General features: G+C 55.9%; 8 protein-coding genes. 7 read left to right on the plus strand and 1 reads right to left on the minus strand.

What is annotated here, in order from left to right; all coding sequences use genetic code 11:
* The 5 genes from ACOT0L_RS12020 (at window position 1) to sucD (ending at window position 7,136) form a co-directional block, all read left to right on the plus strand.
* A complete protein-coding gene (locus ACOT0L_RS12020) occupies window positions 1-717 on the plus strand; it encodes a succinate dehydrogenase iron-sulfur subunit (protein ID WP_022647461.1) in 717 nt (238 codons plus the stop codon).
* Between the two features lie 238 nt (window positions 718-955).
* Entirely contained in the window at window positions 956-3,763 is a 2,808-nt protein-coding gene (gene sucA / locus ACOT0L_RS12025) for a 2-oxoglutarate dehydrogenase E1 component (RefSeq protein ID WP_022647462.1), read from the plus strand.
* 14 nt (window positions 3,764-3,777) lie between these two features.
* Window positions 3,778-5,004, plus strand: a complete 1,227-nt coding sequence (gene odhB / locus ACOT0L_RS12030; protein ID WP_023299612.1) for a 2-oxoglutarate dehydrogenase complex dihydrolipoyllysine-residue succinyltransferase — start codon at window positions 3,778-3,780, stop codon at window positions 5,002-5,004.
* Between the two features lie 96 nt (window positions 5,005-5,100).
* On the plus strand, window positions 5,101-6,267 hold the full coding sequence (sucC, locus tag ACOT0L_RS12035) for an ADP-forming succinate--CoA ligase subunit beta (RefSeq protein ID WP_022647464.1): 1,167 nt from the start codon (window positions 5,101-5,103) through the stop codon (window positions 6,265-6,267).
* Window positions 6,267-7,136 carry a succinate--CoA ligase subunit alpha gene (gene sucD / locus ACOT0L_RS12040; RefSeq protein ID WP_006809578.1) on the plus strand — a complete coding sequence of 290 codons (870 nt, stop codon included), beginning with the start codon at window positions 6,267-6,269 and terminating at the stop codon, window positions 7,134-7,136. The genes sucC and sucD overlap by 1 nt, the downstream gene beginning before the upstream one ends.
* An 85-nt stretch (window positions 7,137-7,221) precedes the next feature.
* On the opposite strand, the gene ACOT0L_RS12045 is transcribed toward sucD, so the two are convergent.
* Window positions 7,222-7,938 carry a GntR family transcriptional regulator gene (locus ACOT0L_RS12045; RefSeq protein ID WP_022647465.1) on the minus strand — a complete coding sequence of 239 codons (717 nt, stop codon included), beginning with the start codon at window positions 7,936-7,938 and terminating at the stop codon, window positions 7,222-7,224.
* 171 nt (window positions 7,939-8,109) lie between these two features.
* Between ACOT0L_RS12045 and mngA the strand changes: the two genes are divergently transcribed.
* Entirely contained in the window at window positions 8,110-10,026 is a 1,917-nt protein-coding gene (mngA, locus tag ACOT0L_RS12050; RefSeq protein ID WP_023299613.1) for a PTS 2-O-a-mannosyl-D-glycerate transporter subunit IIABC, read from the plus strand.
* Between the two features lie 23 nt (window positions 10,027-10,049).
* Window positions 10,050-12,686, plus strand: a complete 2,637-nt coding sequence (gene mngB, locus ACOT0L_RS12055) for a mannosylglycerate hydrolase (RefSeq protein ID WP_126490584.1) — start codon at window positions 10,050-10,052, stop codon at window positions 12,684-12,686.
* Window positions 12,687-12,862: the final 176 nt, after the last annotated feature.

The following is a 12,862-nucleotide window of genomic DNA, read 5'->3' on the forward strand; positions in this document are numbered from 1 at the left end:
ATGAAACTCGAATTCTCAGTTTATCGTTATAACCCGGATGTAGACGATGCTCCGCGTATGCAGGATTACACCCTCGAAGCGGAAGAAGGTCGTGACATGATGCTGCTGGATGCTTTAATCCAGCTGAAAGAAAAAGATCCTACGCTGTCGTTCCGCCGCTCCTGCCGTGAAGGGGTATGTGGCTCTGACGGTGTAAACATGAACGGCAAAAACGGTCTGGCCTGTATCACGCCAATTTCAGCGCTACAGCGTGCAGGCCAGAAAATTGTCATCCGTCCTCTGCCTGGCCTGCCGGTCGTGCGTGATTTGGTGGTGGACATGGGGCAATTCTATGCACAATATGAGAAGATTAAGCCTTACTTATTGAATAATGGGCAAAATCCACCCGCTCGCGAGCACTTACAGTCGCCTGAGCAGCGTGAAAAACTCGATGGGTTGTACGAGTGTATTCTCTGTGCATGCTGTTCAACGTCATGCCCGTCATTCTGGTGGAACCCGGATAAATTTATCGGCCCTGCGGGTCTGCTGGCTGCCTATCGCTTCCTGATCGACAGCCGCGATACCGAAACCGAGAATCGTCTGGAAGGGTTAAGTGACGCTTTCAGCGTATTCCGCTGCCATAGCATCATGAACTGCGTCAGTGTGTGTCCTAAGGGGCTGAACCCGACGCGCGCCATCGGCCATATTAAGTCGATGTTGTTGCAGCGCAGTGCGTAAGTAACAACGCCGGATGGCGCTGCGCTTATCCGGCCTACGTAACAGTAGGCCCGGTAAGCGTAGCGCCACCGGGCAAATTGCAGAAACCTTTAAAAACTGCCCTGAAGTTTAGACAGTTTCTAAAGGTTCCTTCGCGGGCCAAATGAAAAGAGCTCGCAGGTGAACCCCGGCACGTACACGTGGTGTGCGTGGTAGTTTCTACGGCGAAAGTAAGCATAAAAATGCTTAAGGGATCACGATGCAGAACGGCGCAATGAAAGCCTGGCTGGACTCTTCTTACCTCTCTGGTTCAAACCAGAGCTGGATAGAACAGCTCTATGAAGACTTCTTAACCGATCCTGACTCAGTGGACGCAAACTGGCGTTCCATGTTCCAGCAGTTGCCTGGTACAGGGGTCAAACCGGATCAATTCCATTCAAAAACACGTGATTATTTCCGTCGTCTGGCGAAGGATGCCTCACGTTACTCTTCTGCGATTTCCGACCCTGACACCAATGCGAAGCAGGTAAAAGTCCTGCAGCTTATCAACGCTTATCGCTTCCGTGGTCACCAGCATGCGAATCTCGATCCGCTGGGACTGTGGCAGCAGGAACGTGTAGCGGATCTCGATCCGGCTTATCACGATCTGACCGAGGCCGATTTCCAGGAAAGCTTTAACGTAGGTTCCTTTGCCATCGGCAAAGACACGATGAAGCTGGGCGATCTGATTGATGCGCTCAAGCAAACCTACTGCGGCTCCATCGGCGCGGAATATATGCACATTACCTCCACCGAAGAGAAACGCTGGATCCAGCAGCGTATCGAATCCGTGGCGGGTCACGCGAATTTCTCAGCAGACGAGAAAAAACGTTTCCTGAGCGAACTGACGGCAGCCGAAGGCCTTGAGCGCTATCTTGGCGCGAAATTCCCGGGCGCAAAACGCTTCTCACTGGAGGGCGGCGATGCGTTAGTCCCGATGCTGAAAGAGCTGATTCGTCATGCCGGTAAGAGCGGCACGCGCGAAGTGGTGCTGGGCATGGCGCACCGTGGCCGTCTGAACGTGCTGGTTAACGTGCTGGGTAAAAAACCGCAGGATCTGTTCGACGAATTTGCGGGTAAACATAAAGAGCACCTCGGCACCGGTGACGTGAAGTACCACATGGGCTTCTCGTCGGATATCGAAACCGAGGGCGGCCAGGTTCACCTGGCGCTGGCGTTTAACCCGTCGCACCTGGAAATCGTCAGCCCGGTGGTTATCGGTTCCGTGCGTGCGCGTCTGGATCGTCTGGACGAGCCGAGCAGCAATAAAGTGCTGCCAATCACCATTCACGGTGATGCGGCAGTCACAGGGCAGGGCGTGGTTCAGGAAACCCTGAACATGTCGAAAGCGCGTGGTTATGAAGTGGGCGGTACCGTTCGCATCGTAATCAACAATCAGGTGGGCTTCACCACCTCTAACCCGCTGGATGCGCGTTCTACCCCGTACTGCACCGACATCGGTAAAATGGTTCAGGCGCCAATCTTCCACGTAAACGCGGATGACCCGGAAGCCGTTGCTTTCGTTACCCGTCTGGCGCTGGACTTCCGTAACACCTTTAAGCGCGACGTGTTCATTGACCTCTTCTGCTACCGCCGTCACGGCCACAACGAAGCGGATGAGCCAAGTGCAACCCAGCCGCTGATGTACCAGAAAATCAAAAAACACCCGACGCCGCGTAAAATCTATGCTGACAAGCTGGAAAGCGAAAAAGTGGCGACGCTGGAAGATGCGACCGAAATGGTCAATCTTTATCGCGACGCGCTGGACGCGGGTGAATGCGTGGTCAAAGAGCTGCGCCCAATGAACATGCACTCCTTTACCTGGTCGCCGTACCTCAACCACGAGTGGGACGAGAGCTACCCGAACAAGGTTGAGATGAAGCGTTTGCAGGAGCTGGCTAAACGCATCAGCACCGTGCCGGAAGCGATCGAGATGCAATCCCGCGTGGCCAAGATCTATGGCGACCGCCAGGCCATGGCGGCGGGTGAAAAGCTGTTCGACTGGGGCGGCGCGGAAACGCTGGCCTATGCGACGCTGGTTGACGAAGGTATTCCGGTTCGTCTGTCCGGTGAAGATGCGGGTCGTGGCACCTTCTTCCACCGTCATGCGGTTGTACACAACCAGTCTAACGGTTCAACCTATACTCCGCTTCAGCACGTGCATAACGGTCAGGGCCAGTTCAAGGTCTGGGACTCCGTGCTGTCAGAAGAAGCGGTTCTGGCCTTCGAATACGGCTACGCCACCGCAGAACCTCGCACCCTGACTATCTGGGAAGCGCAGTTCGGTGACTTCGCCAACGGTGCGCAGGTCGTCATCGACCAGTTCATCTCCTCCGGTGAGCAGAAGTGGGGCCGTATGTGTGGTCTGGTGATGTTGCTGCCGCACGGCTATGAAGGGCAAGGGCCGGAGCACTCCTCCGCGCGTCTGGAGCGTTATCTGCAACTCTGCGCCGAGCAGAACATGCAGGTCTGCGTGCCGTCCACCCCGGCTCAGGTGTACCACATGCTGCGTCGTCAGGCGCTGCGCGGTATGCGCCGTCCGCTGGTGGTCATGTCGCCAAAATCCCTGCTGCGTCATCCGCTGGCGGTTTCGAGCCTGGATGAACTGGCTAACGGCACCTTCCTGCCAGCCATCGGTGAAATTGACGAGCTGGATCCGCAGGCCGTTAAGCGTGTCGTAATGTGTTCTGGTAAGGTTTATTACGACCTGCTGGAACAGCGCCGTAAGAACGATCAGAAAGATGTCGCCATCGTGCGTATCGAGCAGCTTTATCCGTTCCCGCATCAGGCGATGCAGGAAGTGCTGAAACAGTACGCTCACGTTCATGATTTTGTCTGGTGCCAGGAAGAGCCGCTCAACCAGGGCGCATGGTATTGCAGCCAGCATCATTTCCGTGAAGTGATTCCATTTGGGTCTGCCCTGCGTTATGCAGGTCGCCCGGCCTCCGCCTCTCCGGCGGTAGGGTATATGTCCGTTCACCAGAAGCAGCAACAAGATCTGGTCAATGACGCGCTGAACGTCGATTAATTAAAGGATACATAATGAGTAGCGTAGATATTCTTGTTCCCGACCTGCCTGAGTCCGTAGCAGATGCAACCGTCGCCACCTGGCACAAAAAACCAGGCGACGCGGTAACCCGTGACGAAGTGCTGGTAGAAATCGAAACTGACAAAGTGGTACTGGAAGTACCGGCTTCAGCGGATGGCATTCTGGATGCAGTCCTGGAAGACGAAGGTACGACCGTGACTTCTCGCCAGATCCTGGGTCGCCTGCGTGAAGGCAACAGCGCGGGCAAAGAGTCCAGCGCGAAATCTGAAGAGAAAGCGTCTACCCCAGCCCAGCGCCAGCAGGCGTCTCTGGAAGAGCAAACCAATGACGCGCTCAGCCCGGCGATCCGTCGCCTGCTGGCTGAGCACAGCCTCGATCCGGCAGCCATCAAAGGTACCGGCGTGGGTGGCCGTCTGACTCGCGAAGATATCGACAAGCATCTGGCAAAAGCGCCTTCAGAGGCGAAAGCGGAAGCGAAAGCCCCTGCGGCAGCACCAGCGGCACAGCCAGCTCTGGGCGCACGTAGCGAAAAACGCGTGCCGATGACCCGCCTTCGCAAGCGCGTGGCCGAGCGTCTGCTGGAAGCGAAAAACTCCACCGCGATGCTGACCACCTTCAACGAAGTCAACATGAAGCCAATCATGGACCTGCGCAAGCAGTACGGTGACGCGTTTGAAAAACGTCACGGTATCCGTCTGGGCTTCATGTCCTTCTACGTGAAAGCGGTAGTTGAAGCGCTGAAACGCTACCCGGAAGTGAACGCGTCTATCGATGGCGATGACGTGGTTTACCACAACTACTTCGACGTCAGCATGGCGGTTTCTACCCCACGTGGCCTGGTCACCCCGGTTCTGCGTGATGTGGACACCCTGGGTATGGCTGACATTGAGAAGAAAATCAAAGAGCTGGCCGTGAAAGGCCGCGACGGCAAGCTGACCGTTGAAGACCTGACTGGCGGTAACTTCACCATTACCAACGGTGGCGTGTTCGGCTCGCTGATGTCTACCCCGATCATCAACCCGCCGCAGAGCGCGATCCTGGGTATGCACGCCATTAAAGATCGTCCAATGGCGGTAGACGGTAAAGTTGAGATCCTGCCGATGATGTACCTGGCGCTCTCATACGATCACCGCCTGATCGACGGCCGCGAGTCCGTAGGCTTCCTGGTTGCCATTAAAGAGCTGCTGGAAGATCCAACGCGTCTGCTGCTGGACGTTTAGTAACTATTTAGCATCACCTGCCCTGTAGGCCGGATAAGCGTAGCGCCGGTCTACAGGTTTGAAGATAACGATTACCCTGAAGGATGGATAGAACACATGAACTTACATGAATATCAGGCCAAACAGCTGTTTGCCAGGTCAGGCTTACCGGCTCCGGTGGGTTATGCCTGTACTACCCCGCGTGAAGCAGAAGAAGCCGCATCTAAAATCGGTTCCGGCCCGTGGGTAGTTAAATGTCAGGTTCACGCTGGTGGCCGTGGTAAAGCGGGCGGTGTGAAGGTTGTTAAGAGCAAAGAAGAGATCCGTGCGTTTGCTGAACATTGGCTCGGCAAGCGTCTGGTAACCTACCAGACAGATGCGAATGGCCAGCCGGTCAACCAGATCCTGGTTGAAGCGGCAACCGACATCGCGAAAGAATTGTACCTCGGCGCAGTCGTAGACCGTAGCTCCCGTCGCGTGGTGTTCATGGCATCTACCGAAGGCGGCGTGGAAATCGAAAAAGTGGCGGAAGAGACCCCGCACCTGATCCACAAAGTGGCAATCGATCCGCTGGCGGGCCCAATGCCTTACCAGGGACGTGAGCTGGCGTTCAAACTGGGTCTGGAAGGCAAGCTGGTTCAGCAGTTCACCAAGATCTTCATGGGGCTGGCGACCATCTTCCTGGAGCGCGATCTGGCGCTGATCGAGATCAACCCGCTGGTGATCACCACCCAGGGCGACCTGATCTGCCTCGACGGCAAGCTGGGCGCTGACGGCAACGCGCTGTTCCGCCAGGCGGATCTGCGCGAAATGCGCGACCAGTCTCAGGAAGATCCGCGTGAAGCGCAGGCTGCCCAGTGGGAGCTGAACTACGTGGCGCTGGATGGCAACATCGGCTGCATGGTTAACGGTGCGGGCCTGGCAATGGGCACCATGGACATCGTTAAGCTGCACGGCGGTGAGCCAGCGAACTTCCTCGACGTGGGCGGTGGCGCAACCAAAGAGCGCGTAACCGAAGCGTTCAAAATCATTCTCTCTGACAGCAACGTAAAAGCGGTTCTGGTGAACATCTTCGGCGGTATCGTACGTTGCGACCTGATCGCCGACGGTATCATCGGCGCGGTAGGAGAAGTGGGCGTTAACGTTCCGGTTGTTGTACGTCTGGAAGGGAATAACGCTGAACTCGGCGCGAAAAAACTGGCTGACAGCGGCCTGAATATTATTGCAGCGAAAAGTCTGACGGATGCAGCTCAGCAGGTTGTTGCCGCAGTGGAGGGGAAATAATGTCCGTTTTAATTAATAAAGATACCAAGGTTATCTGCCAGGGCTTCACCGGTAGCCAGGGGACTTTCCACTCCGAACAGGCGATTGCCTACGGTACGCAGATGGTTGGCGGCGTAACGCCAGGTAAAGGCGGCACCACGCACCTGGGCCTGCCGGTGTTCAACACCGTGCGTGAAGCAGTAGAAGCGACGGGCGCAACCGCGACCGTGATCTACGTTCCAGCGCCGTTCTGTAAAGACTCTATTCTGGAAGCGATCGACGCAGGCATTAAGCTGATCATCACCATCACCGAAGGTATCCCGACGCTGGATATGCTGACCGTGAAGGTGAAGCTGGACGAAGCAGGCGTGCGCATGATCGGTCCGAACTGCCCAGGCGTTATCACCCCGGGCGAATGCAAAATCGGCATCATGCCGGGCCACATTCACAAACCGGGCAAAGTGGGCATCGTGTCCCGTTCCGGTACCCTGACCTATGAAGCGGTTAAGCAGACCACCGATTACGGCTTCGGCCAGTCCACCTGCGTGGGCATCGGCGGTGACCCGATCCCAGGCTCTAACTTTATCGACATCCTGAAGCTGTTCCAGGAAGATCCACAGACCGAAGCGATCGTGATGATCGGTGAGATCGGTGGTAGCGCGGAAGAAGAAGCGGCTGCTTACATCAAAGATCATGTGACCAAGCCGGTGGTGGGTTACATCGCGGGTGTGACCGCGCCGAAAGGCAAACGTATGGGTCACGCGGGTGCGATTATCGCTGGCGGTAAAGGTACGGCTGATGAGAAATTCGCAGCACTGGAAGCCGCAGGCGTGAAAACCGTTCGCAGCCTGGCGGATATCGGTGAAGCACTGAAATCCATCATTAAGTAAGTCCTCTCTGCTCTCCGAATGGGGCGCGTTGAAGTATAAAAAATGTCCGTTTCGACATGGTTGGCCGCTGTAAAGCGGCCTTTTTTTATTGCCTGCGTTTAGCCACCAGAGTGAATTTATAGTCGTCGGTGTTAAACACGTTGCGACTGTATTCAAATACCCGGCCGTCTTTCAGGAAGCCGCGGGAAACTTTTTCAAGAATTGGTTTTGCCGGATCGAGCGCCAGGGCGGCAATCGCCTCGTCCGATGGCATGACTGGCACCAGCTCCTGCTCGCTGCGATCGATAACCAGCTTTTTGACCTGCTCAATGTAATGGTATTTCGACTGTTCCATCACTTCCCAGGTGAGGTCGGGGAACATCGCCAGCGGCATCCATGTCTCTTCCAGATTCACCGGCTTTTCCCTGATGAAGCGTACGCGCTTGACGTGCCAGACCTTATCATCCGGATTGAGCGCCAGTTTTGCCGCGAGCCGCTCATCGGCTTTCACCACTTCGAAGACGCTGACGTCGCTGTGCGTATCAACGTTGCGATCCGCCAGTTTTTCGTAAAAGCCGGTAAGCTGATAAATATCGTAATTCACCCGCTCCTCTTTTACATACGAGCCGCTGCCCTGAATGCTTTCGATGATCTGCTCGTCGGCGAGCAGCTTCAAAGCCTGCCGCACGGTGACACGGCTAACGTTAAATGCCTCCTGAAGGCTGGATTCCGTCGGCAGCGCGTCTCCGGGTTTTAATTCCCCGGCGTTAATCTTCTCGCGGAACGCATCGGCGATCTGCCGGTACATCGGTTTATTGCCCATTGTGTTACGCCTTTTTAATACCTTTTTAGGGGAATTATGCCTTCAGTGACTGATTTGTAAATAATACAAATTAAATACAAATATCGTTGTTAGTGAAAGTGATCACATAAATGTATTATCCAGTCTGCCACAATCCTCCCCAGACAATAACTTTGGATAGGTGAGGATCTTATGAACCTGACGACTCTGACCGACCCCCGTGCTGTCTGCGTGCAGGCGCAGTTTACCAGCCGTGATGAGGCAATCCGTCAGCTTGCGACGCGGCTGGTAGCGTTGGGCAAAATAGCCGACGCCGATACGTTTCTGGCAGAGGTTTTCCATCGCGAATCGCTTGGCCCGACGGCGCTGGGCGAGGGGCTGGCCGTACCCCATGGTAAATCAGCGGCAGTAAAGGAAGCGGCTTTTGCCGTGGCAACACTGCGCGAGCCGCTGGCCTGGGAAGGCGTGGACGGACCGGAGGAGGTCGAGCTGATTTTTTTGCTCGCCATTCCTCCCGCACAAGCGGGATCAACGCATATTCAGGTGCTGACGGAACTGACGTCCCGCCTGGCGGATGACGATCTCAGGGCGCACGTGATGACGGCGACCAGCGCGGAAGCGGTGCTTGCTGCGCTGGAAACGGCGCCTGAGGCGCAAGAAACCGCCGTCGCAGAGAATGCCCCGACGATCGTCTGCGTTACCGCCTGTCCGGCCGGGATCGCCCATACCTACATGGCAGCGGAATATCTCGAAAAAGCGGGACGTAAGCTCGGCGTCAATGTAGTGGTCGAAAAGCAGGGGGCAAACGGTATTGAGGGGCGCATCACCGCGCAGCATTTGCAGGAGGCAAAAGCGTGTATCTTCGCGGCGGAAGTGGCGATCAAAGAGCGTGAGCGTTTTCAGGGGATCCCCGCCATTTCCGTGCCCGTCGCGGAACCCTTGCGCCATGCGGAAGCGCTCATTGAGCGTGCGCTGGCGCTACAGCCTGTATCCGATGCGCGTCCTGCGCACGTCGACACGGACGCGAAAAAGTCCGTTAAAACCGAACTCAAGCAAGCGCTGCTCAGCGGTATCTCCTTTGCGGTGCCGCTGATCGTCGCTGGCGGCACGGTGCTGGCCGTGTCGGTACTCCTGGCGCAAATCCTGGGCTTGCAGCACCTGTTCGATCAGGAAAACTCGTGGCTGTGGATGTACCGCAAACTGGGCGGTGGGATGCTCGGCATTCTGATGGTTCCTGTTCTGGCGGCCTATACCGCTTACTCGCTGGCGGATAAACCTGCGCTTACGCCGGGATTTGCGGCGGGCCTTGCCGCCAATATGATCGGCTCCGGCTTTCTGGGGGCCATCGTCGGCGGGCTGATTGCGGGCTACCTGATGCGCTGGGTGAAAAACCACATCCGGCTGAGTAGCCGCTACAACGGCTTTCTAACCTTTTACCTCTATCCGGTGATTGGCGTACTGGGCGCAGGCAGCCTGATGCTGTTTGTGATCGGCGAACCGGTGGCCTGGATCAATAACGCCCTGACCGCCTGGCTTAATGGTCTCTCCGGTGCGAACGCGTTGCTGCTGGGGGCGATCCTGGGCTTTATGTGCTCGTTCGATCTGGGCGGTCCGGTCAACAAAGCCTCTTACGCGTTCTGTCTGGGCGCGATGGCCAACGGCGTATACGGGCCTTATGCGATCTTCGCCTCCGTCAAAATGGTTTCGGCCTTTACCGTGACGGCATCAACGATGCTGGCTCCGAATCTGTTTAAACAGTTCGAAATTGAGACCGGCAAATCCACCTGGCTGCTGGGGCTGGCGGGCATCACCGAAGGGGCAATTCCGATGGCTATCGAGGATCCGTTGCGAGTCATCGGCTCATTTGTTCTGGGGTCAATGGCGACCGGAGCGATTGTCGGAGCGATGGGTATTGGGCTCTCCACCCCGGGCGCGGGCATTTTCTCTCTCTTCTTACTGCATGATGCCGGGCTGGGCGGCGTGATAGCCGCTGCCGGCTGGTTTGGCGCCGCGCTGGTGGGCGCCGCAATCTCTACGCTCATTTTACTGCTCTGGCGACGCCAGGCCGTGAAGAGCGGTACCTACGTGACTGAAGACATACCATCCTAAACACGCACTGACAGGAAACGAAGATGAAAGCTGTATCTCGCGTTCATATCACGCCACATATGCACTGGGACCGGGAGTGGTACTTCACCACCGAAGCGTCACGTATTCTTCTGGTCAATAATATGGAAGAGATCCTCACCCGTCTTGAGCAGGACGCAGAGTATAAATACTACGTTCTCGACGGCCAGACGGCGGTGCTGGAAGATTATTTTGCCGTGAAACCGGAAAACAGGCCACGCGTGAAGGCGCTGGTGGCGGCCGGGAAGCTGATTATCGGGCCGTGGTATACCCAGACGGACACCACCCTTGTCTCCGGCGAGTCGATTGTGCGCAATCTGATGTACGGCATGCGCGACTGTCTGGCCTTTGGCGAGCCGATGAAAATTGGCTATCTGCCGGACTCCTTCGGCATGTCTTCCCAGCTGCCACACATTTACAACGGTTTTGGCATCACGCGCACCATGTTCTGGCGCGGCTGTTCCGAGCGGCACGGTACCGATAAAACCGAATTTCTCTGGCAAAGCCAGGACGGCAGCGAAGTGACGGCACAGGTACTGCCGCTGGGCTACGCGATTGGTAAGTATTTACCGGAGGATGAAGCCGGACTGCGCAAACGGCTCGACAACTACTTCGAGGTGCTCGAAAAAGCCTCCGTGACGAAAGAAATTTTGCTGCCTAACGGCCATGATCAGATGCCGCTCCAGCAGAACATATTTGCGGTGATGGATAAGCTGCGCAAAATCTACCCGCAGCGTCAGTTTGTGATGAGCCGCTTCGAGGAGGTGTTTGACCATATCGATGCGCACCGCGATGAACTGGCGACGCTGAAAGGGGAATTTATTGACGGTAAATATATGCGGGTGCACCGGACGATCGGCTCCACGCGGATGGACATCAAAATCGCCCACGCCCGGATAGAGAATAAAATCGTCAACGTCCTCGAGCCGCTGGCTACGCTTGCCTGGACGCTGGGCTTTGACTATCACCACGGCTTGCTGGAAAAAATGTGGAAAGAGATCCTCAAGAATCACGCCCACGACAGTATCGGCTGCTGCTGCAGCGATAAAGTGCATCGCGAGGTGATGTCACGCTTTGAGCTGGCGGAAGACATGGCCGATAACCTGACGTGCTTCTATATGCGCAAGATTGTCGACAACATGCCGCAGAGCGAGGAAGACAAACTGGTGATGTTTAACCTCACGCCCTGGCCGCGTGAGGAAGTGATCAACACCACGATACGTCTGCGCGCCAGCCAGTTCCGCCTGTTGGACGAAAAGGGAAATGAAATCCCTTATTATCTCCGCAGCGCGCGTGAGATAGACCCCGGGCTGATTGACCGGCAGATAGTGCATTACGGCAACTACGATCCCTTCATGGAGTTTGACATCCAGCTCAAACAGATCCTGCCATCTATGGGTTACCGCACGCTCTATATCGAGCCGCACGTGGCCGGCAAACTGCAGACGCCAGATAAATCGCCGGAGGCGTTACTGGAAAATGCTTTCTGGGAAGTAACGTTAAACGAGGACGGTACTTTGCGTCTGCTCGATAAAGCGTCCGGGCTTATCTATGACCGCGCGCTGGAAATTGAAGAGAGCTCGGATGATGGCGATGAGTACGACTACTCGCCTTCACGGGAAGAGTGGAGACTCTCTTCCGCGCAGGGCGAACATGAGGTTGAGGTGATCCACGAGGCCTGGCAGAGCAGGGCGGTGATCCGCCATCGAATGGCGGTGCCAGCGGATCTCGCTGAACGTTCTGCGCGTCAGCAGACGGGAACGCTTGAGGCAGAACTCACGGTCACGCTCAGCCATAACAGCCGACGTATCGACGTCGAGGCACGTCTCGGAAATCACGCGGATGACCACCGTGTGCGGGTGCTGATCCCGACACCATTCACCACAGAGACGGTCTTAGCCGATACCCAGTTTGGTTCGCTGACGCGCCCTGTACAGGATGAAGCGATGGCAGACTGGCAGGAGGAGGGATGGAAGGAAGCGCCGCTGCCGGTGTGGAATCTGCTCAACTACGCGGTGCTCCAGGAACGGCGTAACGGGATGGCGCTATTTACCGAAGGGTTGCGCGAATTTGAAGTAACAGGTGAGCGTCAAAACACGTTTGCCCTGACGTTGCTTCGCGGCGTCGGGTTGCTTGGGAAGGAAGACTTACTTCTGCGCCCTGGCAGACCGTCCGGGATCAAAATGCCGGTGCCTGATTCGCAGATGCGGGGTCAGTTAACCTGTCGCTTTAGCCTGTTCAGTTTTAATGGTACGCCCGTCAGTGCTGGCGTTGCGCAGCAGGCGAAGTCGTGGTTAACGCCAGTGCACTGTTATAACAAAATTCCGTGGGATGCGATGAAGCTTAACCGTGCCTCTTTCACCACACCCTGTAGCTATAGCCTGCTAACGCTGGCGCCTAACGGATGTGTACTCAGTGCGCTGAAAAAAGCGGAGGATCGTGACGAGATGATTCTTCGTCTGTACAACCCTTCGGAGACCCGCTCCTGTGACGTGGCTTTGTCTGTGAACCGTGAGGTCCAGGCCTGTTGCGAAACGGACATGAATGAGGTGTGCAAAGCGCAAGGGGAGGAGGGCTCAGCCATTACGGGGCCTTTCAGGCCAGGCCAGTCACGGACCTTCAGCATAAAAATTGAAAGGTAATCTCAAGAACAATATCAAGGCCGCATCCCCTGCGGCCTTTATTTCATCAAATAGTCACTAAAGGGTGTTAATTTTAAGATTAGCGAAGGTGAATGAAATGTAATCTTTTAGGCGGGTAGTAAAACGAAAGAAAAATACTGTGAAGCGGATAACATTATATGTTTCTCTTCCTGCAA

It is taken from the genome of Enterobacter cloacae complex sp. XAL002, from assembly GCF_049236805.1.
Classification (GTDB): Bacteria; Pseudomonadota; Gammaproteobacteria; order Enterobacterales; family Enterobacteriaceae; genus Enterobacter; species Enterobacter intestinihominis.